Raw genomic sequence first — 18,918 nt, 5'->3', positions numbered from 1 at the left:
GCCTCCACTCGGCGCCCGACAAGCCGGAACGATCAGAGCTTGCTGTGCTCCACCTGGCGTTCGCGCTGCATCAGCGTCCATTCGGCGTGTTCGGTGAGTGCGGCGTCGCCGAGCGAAAGCAGGATCTGCCGCTGCAGCACGGGATCGTGCGTGCGGTCCAATGCCGTGCGTGCGCTGGCGAAGATGCGCTGCATGAAACGGTACTGCCTGATCAATTCCTTGTCGGCCTTGCGGTAGGCGTAAGCCTCGCGCACGGCGGCCATGATCGACAGCACCGCCATGATCATCACCAGGGTGGTCTTGGTTTCCTGCGACAGCTTGAGCACGAATATGGCAAGGAACACGCTGATCGCCACGCCGCCCCACAGGCTGAGCGAGCCGATCGCTTCGGTCACGTGGTGCAGGCCGGTGCGCTCGATGGTCTTGCGCTCGTAGTAATGAAGCTGCCCGGACTTCCCCGATTCCCCCACCCATTCCGCAATGACGTCCGCCAGTGCGGTCGGCGGGGACGCCGTCGGAGCGGTCACCACGTCGAGGCCGGCGGCGCGCATGACGTTGCGGATCCAGCCCAGTTCGATGTTCTGCCTCTGCAGGAAGTTGTCATGCGCGAATTCGTGGTCGGCATTCGCCGAGATGCCCGCCCGCCGCCAGTACGACTGGATCCGCAAGCCCTCCGCCAGCGCGCGGTAATCCAGATACTTGCGGTGCCAGCCGCGATACCGGGCCAGCGCCGCCACCGCGCCGCCGCTGGCGAACAGGACCAGGAACAGGTAGATCAGGAAGTTCTGCGCGGGCATGTGCGCATAGAACGTGAAGGCGATGCCCATCAAGGCCGCCAGCGTGTAAGTCAGGCGCATGGCCAGCAGTACCCGCCGCTGGAAATGCATCGCCAGCCAGTCGGCGGCATGGAACAGCCGGTCGATGGCCGCGGTGTGGCGCGTTTCGGCGACCGGCCGCGCCGGCGCGGCGGCCATGATCTCGTCGGCGTATTTGTCGCACTCGCGATTGAACTCGACCATGCGCGCGAACATCAGCCTGAAATCCGCCGGCATGCTATCGGCGGCGGAAGCCGTGTCGGCGGTACGCCACAGCACCTGCAAGGGCAGCAGTCCGGCAGCCGGCGCGCCGTCGGGCCCGTCGCGCGAACAGACGATGTGGAGGAGCAGGCTTTCGTCGCCGCCGCCCAGCACGTGGCGCGTATCCCGGCGCCGGTCGATCAGGCCCGGCAGGGTACCGCTCAGATGGTATTTCACGATCTGCGCGGTGCCGCCGAGCCGGCCCGATACCTTGCCGTCCCAGATCGCCAGCAGGATGTGGCAGTGGCTGGCGATATAGACGCCGGCCTTGGCGTATTGACGATCGCGCGCGAGGCCTGGCGTGCCGAGATCAAGCAACGACTGCCCCTTCGGCAACGGCAGCGGCACGACCTCGGCCCGAGCGCACAGCGCGTCGAAACTGGCGCGCACCGCTGGGTCGGCAAAGTCGTCCACGTACAGTTCCTGCGGTAACGGCAACGGCGCGACCAGGCGCGCGCTCACGGCGAGCGCCTCGTACGCCACCAACTGGTCGCCGCCCTCGGCCAACGCCGACAGCACCACCAGCGGCAGCGCGGGGAAATCGCGCCGCAGTTGCGCCAGGAAATCCCGCACGCGTTGCCGGATCGGCTCGATTTCGTCGGCGGGAATATTGCGATGGCTGGTGACGCCGATGACCAGGGGAGTCATGACGGCTTCCCGCTGAAGGCTACGCACGATGGACCGCGCACGATTCCGCAGGCCCACGGAACCCCACAGGAGGCCGCTGCCGGCAGCCTCCTCACGAAGCCGCATGAGCCCTGGTGAATGCCTGGACCGCGGCGCACCCTAATTATTCTTGATCGACGGACGAGTGGCGGTGTCCGGCGCGGGCGTGCTCACCAGCGCGGATTCCTGCTCGGCGTCGCTATTCGCCAGGACATTCTCGTCGTCAGTGGGCAGCGGCGCGGCCGGAGCGTCCTGACTTTCATGGCTGGTCTTTGGCATGTCGGTCTCCAAGGTAGTTGAAGCGATGACGTTGGTGCTCCGTGCCGGCATCCGTGCCTTGACGCCCGTTGCCCGAATTTTCCAAGGCTCCAGGTCACGGTGTCCGGGCCTGGAGCCTGTCGGGCTCTTCGGGAATTAGTTGTTTTTTATCGACGGGTTCGTATTGGTCTGCGTGAGGGATGTCTTGTTGGACTGGTAGACCACACCGCCGATGGTGGCGCTCAGCTGATAGATCCAGTCGCCTGCCGTGCTGGCGCTGTTGTTGAGGTCGCTCATCGTCAGCTGGTTGCCGTTTGCCTGCAGCACGGGGGAGCCGAAGATGCCGGCAGGTGGCGGCGTGCCGACCCAGGCGAAACCAGGTTCCGGATCGCTTTGCGTATTGAACGATCCCGAGGCCGCATTGCCGGTCAGCTGCCAGGTGATGGTTTGCGCGTTGGGACTACGGCTGACGTGGTTCGCACCGTTACTCTGATCGATATCGAGATACGGCGGGGTTGTGCTCGTGTCGAGCTTGACATTGAGATTGTTCGGCATGATGGATTCCTTGGTAATGAGGGTTTGATCCGATACCGCGCTTGCCGGTGTTGCCCATCCCCTGTTCGTTGCGCCCGGCCTTACCGGCGAGCGTTGGTGTCGGTTGCCGCCAGCAGTTTCTGCTGGAATGCCGTATTGACCGGATAATCGATCCGCTCGCGTCGCAGCACGGCCAGCAGCGCCGCATCGCGGTAGCCGCTGCTCCACAGTTGCCGGATCACGGCCTGCGCCTCGGCTTTCATGCGCAGCACCAGCAGCGCCTCGACCTGCAACGCCAGCAGACGCGGATCGTCATCGCCGCTTTTCACCGCCTGCATCGCGTTCAAGGCATCGCTGCGCAGTTGCCGAGTGGCCCGCGCCCCATCGGATACCGCCGCGAGCAAAAGCTGCGCTCCCGCCATCGCCAGCAGGGTGGCGCGGTCGTCGGGCTGCTTGACGAACAAGGGGGCGAGGATCGCCAGTGCAGCCTGCGCCTGCCTGCGCGCTGCGTCGGTCTGGCCGGACGCCTGCAATTGCGCAGCCTGCTCAAGCTGCGCCTCGGCGAACTCGCGCTGCCTGCCGACGTTCGCCGGATCCTGTTTCGTCAAGGCAAGGAAAATGGCCAGCGACTGCGCAGTCAGCGTCTGAGCCGCGGGCAGATCGCCGCTCAAGCGCCGCAGCCGGCCCAACTGCGAGGAATACAGCGCCAGATGCTCCTGGAAGCTGGTATTGCCCGGATCGACCTTCGTCAGTTGCCCGGCGATGTCGACCGCCTGTTGCAGATCGCGCATGCCCGCTTCGATGTCGCCGGTCAGGGCCAGCGTGCGCCCCAGAATGGCGCGAACCGTAAGCATGCTCTCGCGCTGGTCGTTGTCCCTTGGGTCGTGCGCGGAGAGCGCGGTTTCGATCGTGTCGTCGGCGGCGTATTCGGCGACAGCTGTTGCAAGGTCGCCGCGCATCAATGCCAGCTTGCCGAGATTGTTGTGCGCGCCGCCCAATTCCAACGCCCACTCGGTGTTGCCGGGTTTGGCAGCCACCAGTTTCCGCGACAACACCAGCGCCCTGCGGTAGTGGCCGGCTGCCTCGTCCAACTGACCGCGCGCTTCAAGCACATGGCCGATGTTGTTGTCCAGCATGGCCAGTTCGTACTGCAAGGGCAGGTTATCCGCGACATTCGACCCGACACGCTGCAGAACGGTTTGCGCCGACACAAAACTCCGTTGCGCCGCATCCAGCTGTCCCTGATACCAGTGGGTCATGCCGACGAAGGTCAATACTCTTGCATAGGCGTGCTGCCGCGAGGCGTCTGCGGGAGCCGCCTCCGCCAGCGTGGCCGCGAGCTTCGAGGCCGCCCGAAACGACTCCATCGCCGCCGGCAGATGGCCCTGGTCCAGCCGTACGATGCCGATCTTCTCCAGCGCCTTGGCGCGCTGCACGAGCGCCTCGTCGGTGACGTCGGTACTCGGCAGCGACTGGAAATAGTTCATCGCGTGATCATCCACCGCCTCCATGATGTCCAGACGCTGCACCTGCGCCAGCTTGTCGTTGAGATCGCCCAGCATGAAATTGACCAGGCCCTCCGCCTGCTTCTGCCGGCGCTCGGCGGCCTGGCTGGCGACCACCGCGGCGTGGCGGGCGATCATGGCGGTGATCGCCAGGGTGGTGGTCGCCGCCATCACGATCAGCGCCAGCATGGCCAGCGCCGCCATGCGCCGGGCGCGTCGCTGCAGTTCGCGCCGCTTCAGCGCATCGAAGCCGAGGTCCAGCATGCCGGCGATCAGCTTCAGCTTGGCGTTGGCCTTGCCGTCCTTGCCTGCGCGCGCGTCGGCGGCGATCGGCTCGGTGCGCTCGTGGCTCAACGCACCGTCGGCGCCGAGTTGGTGGCGCAGCGCCGGCGCGAAACATTCCTCGGCGGCGCAGCCGGGCAGCTCGCTGGCGCCGGGTTCGCCATCGACGATCAGGCAGAAGATGCGCTCACTGCGGCCGAGCCGCTTGAACGCCAGCACCTCCTCGTTGACCCAGTGCGAAGTCGCCGAGTTCGGCGAGCAGATCACCAGCAGGTTGGCCGATTGCGCCAATGCCTCGTTGACCTTGCGGCCGAGATCGGTGGCACTGGCCAGCTCGTCGCGATCGCGGAAGATCGGCGCAAGGCGGCCGGGGATCTCGCCGAACGCTGTCGTCTGGCCGACCAGGCGCTTCGGAACCGCGTAGGTTTCCAGCGCCCGATGCAGCCAGCCCGCCCAGGCCTTGTCCCGGTGGCTGTAGCTGATGAAGGCGCGGTACCGGAATGCCGGCACCGCGGAAGCTTGCGTCATGACGCATTGCTCCCGCACGAGGTGACACATTCCCTTGCCGGGAAGTCCCCATCCACTCGACCTGGCCCCCGGACGCCGGCCAGTCAGGACACGCCAGCAGGCACCCGTGACGCGGGACAATAGCACCAGAAATGTGATGCAGTTCACATTTTTTGAGGTTTAGAGGCAATTTCGAGGCTTGGAACAGCGTAACCGCCCTCCGGCGCCGGCACTCAAACCACCGCATTCCGCTGGTCAAACCGCCCGGGCTACACGCTCTCTGGCTTTCCGTTCCGGGCACCTGGTGCATGGCGACAGCGGCCGGGTGCAGAATGTGGCCACCATGAAAAGCCTGCCAGTGGGAGGAATTTGCTTCTCGGCTGCCGTCCTGCTGCTGGCCGCGGCGGGAACGGCCGGCGCGCAGAACATCTACAAATGCACGCAGGGCGGACAGGTCGCCTACACCGATCACCCCTGCCCGAACGGCAGCGGCGAGCTGCTGCACCGGGCCGACGACACCGAAGTCATCGACCGCTACCTGCGCCTGGGCCAGGACGACCTGGCGAAACGCTATGCGGATTCACGCCACCTCGAAACGCTCTACCAGCAGCGCCTGGATGCCCGCCAGCAGGCGGCGGACGAGGAGGCCCGGCGTCGGGCCGACGAGGCTTACGACGCCGAACAACGCGCCCAGGAAGCCCAGCAGCAGGCGCTCGCCGACCAGGACGCCGAGCGCGAGCGACTACAGGCCGAGAACGACGCGCTGCGGCAGCAGAACGACGAATACCAGGAACAGCTGACCCAGCCGATCTACAACGGTCCGGTCTATTGGGGCGGTGCACCGTATCCGTATCCCCATCGCCGCCATGACAGCGGCCACCACACCCCACCGGTATCGGACAAACCGATATTTCACCCGTGCAAGCAGCTGGCCGGCGGCCGGACCCAGTGTTGAAGGGCTCAACCTAGCGTTTTTCCGCCACCGGGGTGAAGTAAAGGTCCTGGTAGTCGTAGCTGAAGTCGGCCAGCGGCGAGATCGCCTGCATCGTCATGTGGTCGACGCTGCCGTCGGGGCGCAATGCGAAGGTGACGTAGGCATCCTCCAGGCCGGGCTTGCTCCAGTGCGTGCGGAAGGTGTCGTATTGCACATGCTCCAGCGCACCCTGCATGCCTGGCGTGCGATCCATGCTGAGGCGCATGCCGTCCTTGCCGCGGCTGATCGTGGCCGTGCCGTACCAGGGGTCGCTGAACACGCCCGCATAACCTGCCGGTGGCAGTGACGGGCCGCGTTCGGGATGGGTCTTCGCCTGCCGCGCCTGGATCGCCTTCAGCGCCGCGGCGATGCCGAGCTCGTCCACCTGCCGGTAGTTGCCGATCCAGTCGGTGGGCGGCAGTCCGAGGTAGTGGTCGAGCAGGTGGTAGAACGTCGCCATCAGGGTGCCGGCGTCCTCTGCATTGAGCATGATCGCGAACGCGACGTGCCGCTCCGGAAGGATCGCCACCACCGAATACGCGCCCAGCACACCGCCGGTATGCATGACGATCCGATGGCCGCGGTAATCGCGCACGAACAGGCCCAGCGCATAAGCCTGGTAGGCCGGCCGGGTCAACGCCAGCGGAGCCGGTGGCGCATCGATCGGCACCAGGGTCTGCGGCGTCCATAACGCCTGCGATGCCGCTTCGCTGAACAGGCGCTTGTCGCCATCGAGCGCGCCATGCGCCAACTGCACGCGCAGCCAGTGCGTCATGTCGTCGGCGCTGACCCGCAACGCGCCAGCCGGGGCGCAGACATCGCCCGACAATACGGTGCCAAGCACCGACGGCGGCCCCATGCCGCGCACCGGCCCGGAGATCTTGCCGTGCAGCGACACGCTGTCCGGTCCCTGCACATCGAGGCTGGTCAGGGTATCGCGCATGCCCATGGGCGACAGCATGTGCCGTTGCACGAAATCCTCCCAGCGCTCGCCCGACACCGCCTCGACCAGTTCGCCGGCGACGCTGTACAGCACGTTGTCGTAGGCGAAGCCGCTGCGGAAACCGGTGGCCGGCTTCAGATGCCGGATCGCGTGCACCAGCTCGGCGCGCGAACGGGTGGTCGAGGGCAGGAACATCAGGTCGCCCTGGCCCAGGCCAAGTCCACTGCGGTGCACCAGCAGGTCAGTGATCGTCATGTGCTGCGACGTGTACGCGTCGTACATGCGGAACCCGGGCAGCTTGTCGACCACCAGGTCGTCCCAGTGCAATTTGCCCTGGTCGACCAGGATCGCCAGCGCCGCCGCGGTGAAGGCCTTGGTGTTGGAGCCGATCGGGAAGACGGTGTGCGCGTCGACGCGTTCGGGCGCACCGAGTTTCCTGATGCCGTAGACGTGGGTGGCGGCCTGCCCGTCCTCGACGATCGCCACCGCCATGCCCGGCGTGTCGAACGCCTTCATCGCCCGCGCGGCGAAGGCGTCCAGGTCCTGCGGCGCGGCGGCCCATGCCGGTGCAGCGATGACAGCCAATGCGCCTGCCATAAACGGTACCAGGAGCCGGCGCAGTGACAGCCGTGCGAACTTGCAGGTCATGGCGTTTCCTCGTTCGATGATGCCGCCGTCGTCAGCGCCGCTTTGCCGGCTTCTTTCCGCCGCCGTCCTTGGCCTTGCCCGGCTTGCTTCCGCCACCCGCGGACAGCGACGGTCCGTCGTAGCCGATGAATTTCTGCCGCAACTCGGTGATGTCGCCGACGCGCCCGAGTATGTCGCCCGTCTCGCGGATCACCGCGTTGATCAACAGGCTGAACAGGCTGGTAAGCGTGCCGAAGCTGTGCCACGCACGGCCCGTCTGCACCGGGATCATCAGCACGTGCGGGGTCAGCTGGCGCGCCCAATAGCACTGCGTGTCGGTGATGATCAGCAGCGGGATGCCACGCTCCACCACCTCCTCGGCCAGCAGGCGGAAATGGCGCGAATAGCGGCGTATGTCGATCAGCACCACGCAGCTTTTTTCGGTCGAATCCAGCAGCATGCCGGTATAGGAACCATCGGCGCCCGATTCGAACGAAACGCGCGGCCGCACGTGCTGCAGCGAGGCGGCGAGGCCCAGCCCGAGGAACGATCCGTGCTGGAAGCTGGCCACCGACACGCGATCGGCCGCCACCAGCATCTTCACGATGGGCGCCCATTCCTCGGTGCGCGCCAATGCGTAGACATCGTTCAGGCTGCGAATCTCCGCCTGCAGGCTCTCGCTGACGTAGTCGGCATTGGCGGACGGCTCGGCGATCTTGTACAGCTGCATCCATGGCGCATCGCCGCGCAGCTCCTCCTTCAGGTCGCCGACGCCGGCATAGCCGAGGTTGCGCAGAAACCGTCCCACCGTCATCGCGCTCACGCCGACCCGCTTGCCCAGCGACGCTGCCGTCTCGAACGGTATGCCGCTGATGTTGTGCAGCAGGTAGCTGGCGATCTTCTGCTCGGAGGTGGTGAACGTGTCCCACCGGCTTTTCAGTTTTTTCTGCAGGTCCTTGGTCATCGTCATCCGCTTATCTGGCCATTGCCATGGCGGCGCCCGCCGCTCCATGACTTTCCACGTCGCCCAGGCGACGGCCCAGCATATACAACAGCGTGGCCGACACGGCGGCGACCGCCGCAATCAGGGCGAAGAACCAGGCGTGGCTGAGCTGGCTCCACAGCGTGCCCAGCGCGCCGGCCAGCAGGTTGCCGAAGAAGCCGGCGAAGAACCAGGTGGCGATGCTGGTGGCGCGAAAACCCTCCGGCGCCATGCGTCCAAACAGGCCAAGGCCCACCGGCAGGATGTAAAGCTCGCCGGTGGTCATCAACACGAACCAGCCGACCAGCCAGATCCAGCTCGCGCGCGTGCCATGCGCGTCACACCAGGCCGCGACCAACGCAAGCATCAGATAAGACGCCCCGACGATCGCCGCACCGAAGGCCATCTTGCCCAGCCACGGCGTTTCCACGCCGCGTTTCGCCAGCCGCGCCCAACGCGCCACCAGCAACGGCGTGAAGGCGAACACGATCAGCGAGTCCAGCGCCTGGAACCAGGTCATCGGTATCGTCCAGCCGGCCGCAATTTCGCGGTCCACGCCGCTGTCGGCCCACAGCGCGATGGTGTTGCCGACCTGTTCGTACGCACCGCGGAAAATCACGACGATCGCGGCGATGCCGATCAGCAACGCGAAGCGGTCGCGCGCGGCGCGATCGAGCGGCGGCCGGACCGCGCGCGCCGCGCCGCCGCGCGCTGGTTCGGCGGGCAGATAACGGGCGCCGGCCAAGTAGATCACCAGCGACAACAGCATGCCGAAACCCGCGGCGGCAAAGCCCCAGTGCCAGCCGAAACTTTCGCCCAGCGTGCCGCATACCAGCGGCGCCAGGAACGCACCCAGGTTCACGCCCACGTAGTAGATGTTGTACGCACTCTTGCTGCGCGGATCGCCATCGCGATACAGGCCTTCGATCTGGCTGGCCAGGCTGGGCAGGAACAGGCCGTTGCCCAGCGCGATCGTGACCAGCGCCGGATAGAACAACGGCTCGGACGCCATCATGAAGTGGCCCAACGCCATCGTCGTGCCGCCGATCATCACCGCGTTGCGCTTGCCCAGCCAGCGGTCGGCCACCATGCCGCCGAACACCGGCGTGAAATACACGAAGGCCGCATAGGCGCCGTAGACCAGCGAGGCGTACTCCTGCCCCAGGTCCAGGTGCTTGGTCATGTAATAGACCAGCAGCGCGCGCATGCCGAAGAAGGAAAACATCTCCCACATTTCGGTGAGGAACAGCACGCTCAGGCCGCGCGGATGGCCGAACCAGTTCTTGTCGCGTGCTGGAATCATGCGGTCAGACATGTGCGCGATGTCGCTCCCCTGTCGTTGCCGTCGCCACTAGGCAGCGGCGGCCTGCGGGCCACCCCATACCGCATCGTCGCACCAGATCCGGCCGTCCTCATAGGTCGCCGACGGCTGCGGATCGCCGCGCAGGAATACCGGGCCGTCCAGATCCACCACCTTGCACAACTGCCCCAGCACGAAAGCCGGCGCCATCGCCAGCGACGAACCGGACATGTTGCCGACCATCAGTTCGAAACCGAGCCCGCGCGCCTGCTCGGCCATGGCCAGCGCCTCGGTGAGGCCGCCGCACTTGTCCAGCTTGATGTTGATCATGCCGACGCGGCCGACCAGCGACGGCAGGTCGTGGTGATCCTGCACACTCTCGTCGGCAGCGATCATGATCGGGCTGTCCAGCCCGTCGAGCCAGGCTTCGCTGCCGATCGGAAACGGTTGCTCCACCACGGCGATTCCAGCGTCCACCAGCGCCGGCAGCAGGTGCGCAAACGATTCACGGGTGAAGCCCTGGTTGGCATCGACCATGATCCACGCGTCCGGGCACGCCGCGCGCACCGCGCGCACGCGATCCGCATTGAGCCCGTCGTCGGTGAGCTTGAGCTTGAGCGCGCGCGCGGCGGGAAAGCTGCGTGCCGCCTCGGCCATCGTCGCCGGCTCGGCCGCGCCGACGGTGAACGTGGTCAGCAACGGCCGCGGCGCATCCAGCCCCGCCAGCATCCACACGGGCCGGCCGGCGCGCTTGGCCTCCAGGTCCCACAACGCACAATCGATCGCGTTGCGCGCGCCGCCGGCAGGCAGCAGTTGCAGCAACTGCTGCCGGGTCACGCCGGCCTCGATCCGCTCGCGCAGCGCCTCGACCTGCGCCTGCATCGAGACCGGCGTGTCGTCGTGGTAATAGACGCCCAGCGCCTCGCCCCGGCCGACGTGGCCACCTTCGTGCAGGCTGACCACCAGCGCATCGAATACGTCGAAGGTATAGCCGGTGATATGGAACGGCACCTTCAATGCCCATTTCTCGAGCCGCGTGTGCAACTTCATGATCTCTCCTTGTTGGTCCGTGCCGATGCGCTGGACGGGTGTTGCCCGTCAGAACCGCACGTTGAAGCTGACCAGCCCGAACGCGACGATGAACCACGCCAGGTAGATCGCCGCCAACGCCAGCAGGGTTTCGCCGGCACGCACCCAGCGGCCGCACCGCGGAGCCATCCACGCGCGCACGGCATGCACCACCACCGCCAGCGCACCCAGCAGCCCCACCACGCCGAGCACATGGAGCAGGTACAGCCAGCCCGTGCCCGAGCCATCCAACAACAGGCTTTCGTCGGCCGACGTGATGCCGATGAACGACAGCCAGCCGACCACCACGATCACCAACGCCAGCACACCGAACCGCGACAGCAGTCGCGTGCGGCGTTGGCGATCGCTCAACGCCAGCGTCCGGCCGTAATGCCTGCGCACCCACCAGCCGACGAACCAGGTCAGCAGCGTCGCCAGCAGCACCACGATCGACAACCCCATCAGCGGGCCGACCACGCCCATGCTCTTCGCTGCCGAAACGCGCTGGAACACGAACACCGGCACTTCGGCATCGCTGGCCCAGTAGCGGATGCCGCCCTGCGCGTCGGCGACGAATGCCAGCTGCGACTTGCCGTTCACCTCGCTGTAGTGCAGCGGGCCGGTTTCATGCCATTGCAGCGGCTTGCCCGCGTAGTCGTTGAGCATCGACACGCTCAGCGTGCCATCGGGTTTTGCGGACACGTGCACCTGGCCGAACAGGTACAGCATGCGCAACGCGCTGTCATTGCGCCGGCTGGCCTGGTACCAGCCGGCCACGCGCGCGGCATCGGCCTTCGCGGTGGCCACCGTCGCCGGCGTCGGCGCCGCCTGCGGGAAATAGCGGTCGAGGAAGGCCTGGAAGATCGCCTTGCGGATCACGTGCGCACTGCCCGCGTCACCGGCGCTGTTGAACGACATGAAGATGCCGACGTTTGCATCCAGCAGCAGGTGCAGGTCGCTGTGGAACACGATGGTGTCCCCGCCATGGCCGATGATCCGCTGACCGTTGCGGTCTTCCTGGTAGAAACCGAGATCGAAGCCGGCCAGCCCGGGTGCGGCGGTGTGCTGCGGGCTGTGCATCAGCTCGGCGGTGGCCTGCTGCAGGATCCGCGTGTCGCCGAAGCGGCCGCCCTGCAGCTGGGCGATCATGAAGTTCGCCATGTCCGTCGCGCTGCTGCTCATCGCGCCGGCCGGCGCCGGGTCGACCAGCTCGAACGGCTGCGGCTTGCCGTCGGAGGCGCTCTTGTAGCCCTTGGCCATCAGCGGCGCCAACGGCGGCGGCAGCGGCATCGCGAAGCTCGAATGATGCATGCCCAAGGGCTCGAAGATGTGCTTCTGCACGTAGTCGTCAAAGCCTTCGCCGGACACGCGCTGCACGATGTAGCCGGCCAGGCCGCAGCCGTAGTTGGAGTACGCCACGATCTCACCCGGCGCAAAGATGCGCGCGGGGATGTGCGTCTTCAGGTAGCGCTCGAGGTTAACGTCCTCGGGCTTCCTCGGCAGCAGGCCCCTGGCGGTGTCCTCGAAGCCCGCGGTATGCGTCATCAGCTGGCGCAGGGTGACCGGCTTGCCATCGCGCGGCGGGATCTTGAAGTCGAGGTAGTCGTTGACGTCATGGTCCAGGTCCAGCTTGCCCTGCTCCACCTGCTGCATCACCGCCGTCCAGGTGAACAGCTTGGACGTCGAGCCAGGCCGGAACAGCGTGGTCTCGGGCGACACCGGCGTGCGCTTCTCCAGGTCGGCGTAACCGTAGCCGCGGGCGAACAGCAGCTTGCCGTCCTTGACCACCGAGATCACGCCGCCGGCGATGTCGCCGCGCTGGATCATGTACGGCACCATGCCGTCGAGGAAGGTCGACAAGTCGTCCGCTGTCATCACGTGCGGCGTGCCCGGCGACGTGGCTGCGGTCATCACGGCGCCAGTGGGCGCCGGTGATGGCGGAAGCACCGCCGAACTGGCGGATGCGGGATTCGCTACGGGCGGCACTTGCGCCATCGCAAAGCCAGCGACACAGGTGATGGCGAACGCCGCGATGGATTTCGCATAGCGGTTCATGGACGCACTCCGGCAAGGGTTCGTTGGAAGGACATGCTCAGAAATCCACGCTCGCCGAAATGCCGACGGTGCGTGGCGCCACATAAGCGGCACTGAACGGATTCGCGTTCGGGTCGGTGGTTTGCGCAGCGATCGCCGTGATGCCGCGTTCGTTGGTCAGGTTCTTGACGTAAGCCTTGAACGTCCAGTTGGCGTAGTTGACGCCGGCGCGCAGGTCGATGCCGTCGTAGCTGGGAACCTCCCGGCGTGGCCCCGGCACCGCGCGGAAATCGGAGACGCGCGAACCGATGAAGCGGTAGCTGCCGCCGACGAAGCCTGACCACCCCGAAGCCAGCGGAAAGTCGTAGTCCACGCCCACGCTCGCATTCCACTTCGGCACGTACGGCAGGCGATCGCCCTTGTAGCCGAACAATCCCGCTTGCGTATCCGCGGCCAGTTTCGCGTCGGTCCAGCTGGCATTGGCCGACAGCATCAGGCCGCGTACGGGCGCGAACTGCCATGCCGCTTCGAGGCCCTGGCTCTTCGCCTTGCCGCCATTGCCGAGGAAGCCGAAGCCTCCGGCGCTGACGGTCAACTGGATCTGGCTCCAGTCGATGTAGAACGCCGCCACGTCGAACGTCATGCGCCGATCGAGCACGGTCGACTTGAAGCCCAGCTCATAGCTCACCAGCTTGTCGGGACCGAAGGTCAGCGGTGCGCCCAGGCCCGGCGGTACGCCCACGTTCGGGCCGCCCGGACGGAAGCCCGAGGCGACACGCACGTACGCCATCATGTCGTCGCTGAATTTGTAGCTGGGATTGAACAGGAAGGTGGTCGGGCTGTCCGAGCCGCGGATGGTGAAGTTGGTCGGCCCGACCAGCAGGCCGTCGCCGGTCTGCGTGTACGCCGTGCGGTCCTTCGTGTACCGCGCGCCCACCAGCACGCTCAGCTGCGATGTCGCGTGCCAGGTCACGTCGCCGTAGGCGGCCCACTCGGTAAAGATCGCCGGCCCCACACCGATGTCCGCCAGCTGCGGCAGCGCGATCGGCTCGCCGGTGCTCGCGTCGAAGCTCGCCATGTGCTGGAAGTTGTGGCTGTGCTCACGCGTGTAGAACACGCCGGCGCGCCATTCCAGCGTCTGCGTCTCGGGCGACTGCAGGCGCAGTTCCTGGGTGAACTTGCCCAGCGTGATGGTGTTGTCCAGCGCGTAGCCGCCGTTGGCCAGGCCGAACAGCGGGTTCAGGAGCGGCCCGTAGGCCTGCGTATAGTCGACGTCCGAGTGCATCGCCTCCGTGCTGTAGGTGCTCGACGAAATGAAGCGCGCCCAGCCCAGGTCGGCGTTCAGCGAGGCGTCGTACATCCGGTACTTCACCTTGAACATTCCCGTGCTGGCGGCGCGGTCCTGCTGCAGGTCGCCGTGCAGCGGCTGCAGGGTGTCGCGGTCCACGTCGACGCCGACGTTCGCCAGGCCATCGCTGGAGAGGTTCTGCGCCAGCGCGGACAATTTCAGCGACACGCTGTCGCTGGGCGTCCACAACACCTGGGCGCGTACACCGCTCACCTTGGCGCCGTTGACGTCGGACTGGCCGGTGTTGCTGTTGTCGACGTAGCCCGGATCGTTGCGCTGGTAGGCGTTGACGCGCAGGCCGAGCTGGTCTTTCACCAGCGGCAGGTTGACCATGGCGCGGCTGCTGAATCCGCTGTCGCCACCGGACACGCTGCTGAAACCGGCGCCCACGCGGGCCGAAGCCACCGAGCTGTCCGGCGGCGTGGTGACGAACTTCACCAGACCGCCCAGCGTGTTCGAACCGTACAGCGTGCCCTGGGGACCACGCAGCACTTCGATGCGCTGCAGGTCGTCGGGATCGATGTCCGGCGTGAGCACGCCGCCGGCGGCATATATCGTGCTCGATCCGTACGGCGCATCGTCGATGTACGTGCCCACCGTCGCGTTGCCCTGGCCGCTGCCCGAGGTGATGCCGCGCAGCACCAGTTGGGTCCAGCCCTGGCCGTTCGAAATCAGGTTGAGGCCGGGCACCCGCGTGGCGTAGTCGGCAAAGCCGACCGCGCTTTCGCGTTCGAGCTGCAGGCCTTGCAGCGCCGATACCGCCATCGGCACCTCCTGCAGGCGCTCGCTGCGCTTGTTGGCGGTGACCACGACGGTGCCCAGGTTGGTCGGCGCCGTGCTGCTGGAGGCAGGTCCCGCTTGCTGCTCCGCGTCCGCGGCAGCCGGGTTGCCCGATCCATCGCTGGCGGCCACTCGCGCCGCGTCATCCGGGCCAGCCGGGTCCAGTGGTTGTGCCGTGACACCAAACGACCCCAGCAAGGACATGCCAATGGCGATGCAGATGCAGCGGCGGCCGTACTGCAGATGGCGAAGCTCCATGACGTTCTCCCCCCGGGATGGTCGTGTGGACAGCCCACGATCGCAGTGTTATCTGATTAACATTATTGTGTCAATGATATTTTGATATCACAACGGTACACCATGCGTTCGCTGACCACCGGCGCATCAGCAAGAAGGCCGGCATGCGGTCCGCCGGCGCACCGTCGAACGGCTTGCGGTCATCGCTCATCTATGAAGTTTGGCTTCCCCTCTGGCAGGAACGGGCGCAACTCGCCAGCGCCATCGAACTGCTCAAGCGCCTCGTCGACTCGCGAACGGCTCTTCGCCCGAATGCCACGCCCCAGAAACTTTCAAAGCCCCAGTGGCGTCCGGCTTCCCACTCTTCACTTGAACCGGTGGATGAAACCGATCCGGAAGCCGCCGGGCAGCCAGCTGACGATCAGCGGCGAATCCCGGTGCGCCGCCCACAGGCCGACCCCGGTACCGAGCGCGGCACCGACCAGCACGTCGCTCTGCCAGTGGCCGTGCGTCTTCACCCGGGCCACCGCGTCGTAGGCTGGCAGCAGGGCCAGCGCATACACGGCCGGGTGGTCGCGGCCGTAGGTGACGATGAACGGCGTGACCGCCGCCGATATCGCCGCCACTTCCCCGCTGGGAAAGCTCTCCGCATGACTGCCGCTGAAGAAGCGATCGGGGTTGTCGGTCTGCGAAGGCCGCTCGCGCTGGAACGTGTATTTCATCGCCTCGGCACCGACGCTGGTGATCACCATGGCATCCACCGAGCGCCAGAACGTGTCGCCCAACTGGTCGTTGTCGCCGAAAACCAGGGCGCCGCCGACGACCGTGGTGATCGTGCCGTAGATCAACACATCCTGGTTGGTGCGTTTCCAGATGCCGCTGTCGGCGTAGTGGACGCGGTGGTCGATCCCGAACGGACCGCCTCCCGCATGGGCGACGCCTGAAATCAGGATGGCGGCGACGCACAGCCAGAATCGCAATGCAGGCATCTCGCGGCTCCCACATGGCAGGCATCGCCTGTCTTCCTTACCCGCAAGCTACGCGGCCCGGCTTTCAGCACGCTTAGGGGACGTCCTCCCGGAGAGGGATGAACTGGCGGCTTGCCGGACGAAATCATGGCCCTATTGACGCGGCATCGCCCTGCGAGGACAGTCGGAACACGGTACAGATGGCTCAATGCGGGACGTCGCGCAACGCGATTCCGTGATGCTCCAAGGAGGTCACCATGAAACGGTTCCAAACCACCCTGCTTTTCGGAATGCTGTCGGTCGCGGCAAGCGCGGCTCTGGCGTCCTCGGGCTCGCTCAACGAATTCAGGCCCAAGGTCATGCCGGTGCTGGTGCAGGTGAACGCCCACGGCAAGGTCACCGACGCCTCGCCGGCGATGGAACTCTCGCCGCGACTGCGCCGGCTGCTGCTGCAGAACCTGGATGAAATGATCGTCAAGCCGGCGACCGATCACGGGCGCCCCGTGTCCAGCCAGTTCGTCGCCAACCTGGTCCTGCGCACGACGCCTCGCACCGAGGGCAGCTACGACGCCCAGTTTGCCTTCGTATCAAGCTCGCCGGTGCCGTCGGGTTCTTGGTACTGGGTCCATATCGACGGTCATCGGCTGGCGCTGGCAAGCAGGGATTCCATCAACCGCGGGGCGCGGATCCCATTCAACGACGGCCGGAGAATGAACCAGTCCTCGAACCCCATGAACTACCGGTCCGCACCGACTCCGCTCATCCGCAACGCCACCCGCAGCGCACCCAGCCCCGCACCTGCACGCGCGCCCGGGCACGGCCACTGACACCTGCCAGGGAATGACATGAAAAGGCCCGCCGCCAACGACGGGCCTTTTGTCTTGGAGGGATGGCTTACGCCCCCAGCAACACCCGATTCATCCGCTGCACAAACGCCGATGGATCCGGCAACTGTGCGCCCGCCGCAATCTCCGCCTGCTCCAGCAGCAGGGTGGCCAGATCCTTCGCCTTCGCTTCATCGGATTCCGCCTCGACGCGCTTCAACAGCGCGTGCTGCGGATTGATCTCCAGCGTCGGCTTGCTCTCGGGCATCTCCTGTCCCGCTTCGCGCAGCAGGCGAGCGAGATGCGGGGCCATTTCGTAGTCGTTGAGCGCGAGGCACGACGGCGAGTCGGTCAGACGGGCTGACACCTTTACCTCGCCCACGCGGTCGCCGAGCAGGTCCTTCAGTTTCTTCAGCAGCGGCTCGGCTTCTTTCGTCGCTTCTTCCTGCTTCTTCTTGTCGGCCTCGTCCAGCGGCACGTCGCCCTTGGCGACGCTCTTGAGCTTCTTGCCGTCGTACTCGCTCAAGCTGCCGATCATCCACTCGTCGATGCGGTCGGACATCAGCAGAACTTCGATGCCCTTGGCCTTAAACGCTTCCAACTGCGGGCTGCCGAAGGCGGCGGCGTAGCTGTCGGCGGTTATGTACCAGATGGCATCCTGGCCCACCGCCATGCGACCGATGTAATCGTCCAGCGAGGTAGTCTGGTTGGTACCGTCACCCTTGGTGGAGGCGAAGCGCAGCAACTTGGCGATGCGCTCGCGGTTGTTGGCGTCTTCGCTGATGCCTTCCTTGAGCGTGTTGCCGAACGCCTTGTAGAAGGTGGCGAATTTCTCCGGCTCGTCCTTGGCCAGCTTCTCGATCAGGTCGAGCACGCGCTTGACGCAGGCGGCCTTGATGCGCTCGAGCTGGCGGTTGTGCTGCAGGATTTCGCGGCTGACGTTGAGCGGCAGGTCGTCGGCGTCGACCACGCCGCGCACGAAACGCAGGTAGTTCGGCAGCAGTTCCTCGGCCGCGTCCATGATGAAGACACGCTTGATGTAGAGCTTCAGGCCCTTGCGCTCGTCGCGGCCGCCCATCATCAGGTCGAACGGCGGCTGCGAGGGGATGTACAGCAAGGTGGTGAAGCTCTGGCTGCCTTCGACGCGGTTGTGCGTCCACGCCAGCGCATCGTTGAAGTCGTGGCCGAGCGACTTGTAGAAGCTCTGGTAGTCCGCGTCGCTGATGTCCGACTTCGGCTTGGTCCACAGCGCCGAGGCGGCGTTGATGGTTTCGAACTCGTCGGTGGGCTTGCCGTCCTTCTCGACCGGCATGCGGATCGGGAATGCCACGTGGTCGGAGTAGCGGGTGATCAGCGCGCGCAGCTGCCAGCGGCTGAGGAACTCGTCCTCGTCGGCCTTGAGGTGCAGGATCACGGCGGTGCCGCGCTCGGCCAGCTCGACCGGTTCCAGCGAGTACTCGCCCTTGCCGTCGCTCTCCCACTTCACGCCCTCGCCCGCCGGCGCGTCGGCGCGTCGGCTCAGCACGGTGACCTTGTCGGCGACCACGAAGGCGGAATAGAAGCCCACGCCGAACTGGCCGATCAGGCGCGCGTCGGCCTTCTGCTCGCCCGACATCGCCTCCAGGAAGCGGCGCGTGCCGGAGCTGGCGATGGTGCCGATGTTGGCCACGATCTCGTCGCGATTCATGCCGATGCCGTTGTCGCGCACGGTGACGGTGCGCGCGTCCGGATCCCAGCTCACGTCGATGCGCAGCTCGCTGTCGCCGGCGGAAAGTTCCGGCTTGGCGATCGACTCGAAGCGCAGCTTGTCGCAGGCGTCGGAGGCGTTGGAGATCAGCTCGCGCAGGAAGATTTCCTTGTGCGAGTACAGCGAGTGGGTGACCAGGTGCAGTACCTGGGCGACTTCGGCTTCGAACTTGCGGGTTTCGGCGGGTGCGTTCATGCGTGGATGTTCCGTTGTTGCATTGACTATAGGAAATGGACATCCCCCCTGCTCAGGGGGAGGG

At 66.1% G+C, this 18,918-nt stretch carries 14 protein-coding genes; 2 read left to right on the top strand and 12 right to left on the bottom strand.

The window, feature by feature from the left end; genetic code table 11:
- Nucleotides 1–32: 32 nt before the first annotated feature.
- The 4 genes from ABIE04_RS11410 to ABIE04_RS11395 form a co-directional block, all read right to left on the bottom strand.
- Nucleotides 33–1,724, bottom strand: a complete 1,692-nt coding sequence (locus tag ABIE04_RS11410) for a hypothetical protein (RefSeq protein ID WP_354550136.1) — start codon at nucleotides 1,722–1,724, stop codon at nucleotides 33–35.
- Nucleotides 1,725–1,862: 138 nt separating this feature from the next.
- Complete coding sequence (locus ABIE04_RS11405; protein ID WP_354550134.1) at nucleotides 1,863–2,021, bottom strand: hypothetical protein; 159 nt, start codon at nucleotides 2,019–2,021, stop codon at nucleotides 1,863–1,865.
- Nucleotides 2,022–2,156: 135 nt separating this feature from the next.
- The gene (locus tag ABIE04_RS11400) at nucleotides 2,157–2,555 is read right to left on the bottom strand and encodes a hypothetical protein (protein ID WP_354550132.1); all 399 of its coding nucleotides are present in this window, start codon (nucleotides 2,553–2,555) and stop codon (nucleotides 2,157–2,159) included.
- 80 nt (nucleotides 2,556–2,635) lie between these two features.
- A complete protein-coding gene (locus ABIE04_RS11395) occupies nucleotides 2,636–4,849 on the bottom strand; it encodes a toll/interleukin-1 receptor domain-containing protein (protein WP_354550130.1) in 2,214 nt (737 codons plus the stop codon).
- Between the two features lie 322 nt (nucleotides 4,850–5,171).
- Between ABIE04_RS11395 and ABIE04_RS11390 the strand changes: the two genes are divergently transcribed.
- Nucleotides 5,172–5,783, top strand: a complete 612-nt coding sequence (locus ABIE04_RS11390) for a DUF4124 domain-containing protein (RefSeq protein ID WP_354550128.1) — start codon at nucleotides 5,172–5,174, stop codon at nucleotides 5,781–5,783.
- A 10-nt stretch (nucleotides 5,784–5,793) separates the two neighbouring features.
- Here ABIE04_RS11390 and ABIE04_RS11385 read toward each other — a convergent pair whose 3' ends face one another.
- The 7 genes from ABIE04_RS11385 to ABIE04_RS11355 form a co-directional block, all read right to left on the bottom strand.
- Nucleotides 5,794–7,392, bottom strand: a complete 1,599-nt coding sequence (locus tag ABIE04_RS11385) for a serine hydrolase (RefSeq protein ID WP_354550126.1) — start codon at nucleotides 7,390–7,392, stop codon at nucleotides 5,794–5,796.
- A 31-nt stretch (nucleotides 7,393–7,423) separates the two neighbouring features.
- On the bottom strand, nucleotides 7,424–8,341 hold the full coding sequence (locus ABIE04_RS11380) for a MurR/RpiR family transcriptional regulator (RefSeq protein WP_354550124.1): 918 nt from the start codon (nucleotides 8,339–8,341) through the stop codon (nucleotides 7,424–7,426).
- Between the two features lie 4 nt (nucleotides 8,342–8,345).
- Nucleotides 8,346–9,656, bottom strand: a complete 1,311-nt coding sequence (locus ABIE04_RS11375; RefSeq protein WP_354550122.1) for a peptide MFS transporter — start codon at nucleotides 9,654–9,656, stop codon at nucleotides 8,346–8,348.
- Nucleotides 9,657–9,704: 48 nt separating this feature from the next.
- A complete protein-coding gene (locus tag ABIE04_RS11370; protein ID WP_354550120.1) occupies nucleotides 9,705–10,703 on the bottom strand; it encodes a dipeptide epimerase in 999 nt (332 codons plus the stop codon).
- A gap of 48 nt (nucleotides 10,704–10,751) precedes the next feature.
- Nucleotides 10,752–12,776, bottom strand: coding sequence for a serine hydrolase (locus ABIE04_RS11365; protein WP_354550118.1), 2,025 nt, complete (start codon nucleotides 12,774–12,776; stop codon nucleotides 10,752–10,754).
- Nucleotides 12,777–12,813: 37 nt separating this feature from the next.
- The gene (locus ABIE04_RS11360) at nucleotides 12,814–15,141 is read right to left on the bottom strand and encodes a TonB-dependent receptor (protein ID WP_354550116.1); all 2,328 of its coding nucleotides are present in this window, start codon (nucleotides 15,139–15,141) and stop codon (nucleotides 12,814–12,816) included.
- A 344-nt stretch (nucleotides 15,142–15,485) separates the two neighbouring features.
- The gene (locus tag ABIE04_RS11355; RefSeq protein ID WP_354550114.1) at nucleotides 15,486–16,109 is read right to left on the bottom strand and encodes a phosphatase PAP2 family protein; all 624 of its coding nucleotides are present in this window, start codon (nucleotides 16,107–16,109) and stop codon (nucleotides 15,486–15,488) included.
- Nucleotides 16,110–16,345: 236 nt separating this feature from the next.
- Here ABIE04_RS11355 and ABIE04_RS11350 point away from each other — a divergent pair, with 236 nt between their 5' ends.
- On the top strand, nucleotides 16,346–16,915 hold the full coding sequence (locus tag ABIE04_RS11350; RefSeq protein ID WP_354550112.1) for a hypothetical protein: 570 nt from the start codon (nucleotides 16,346–16,348) through the stop codon (nucleotides 16,913–16,915).
- A 67-nt stretch (nucleotides 16,916–16,982) separates the two neighbouring features.
- Here ABIE04_RS11350 and htpG read toward each other — a convergent pair whose 3' ends face one another.
- A complete protein-coding gene (htpG, locus tag ABIE04_RS11345) occupies nucleotides 16,983–18,854 on the bottom strand; it encodes a molecular chaperone HtpG (protein ID WP_354550110.1) in 1,872 nt (623 codons plus the stop codon).
- Between the last annotated feature and the right edge of the window lie 64 nt (nucleotides 18,855–18,918).

This window comes from Rhodanobacter soli (assembly GCF_040548735.1).
Classification (GTDB): Bacteria; Pseudomonadota; Gammaproteobacteria; order Xanthomonadales; family Rhodanobacteraceae; genus Rhodanobacter; species Rhodanobacter soli_A.
This window is presented reverse-complemented; position numbering and strand designations above follow the sequence as displayed.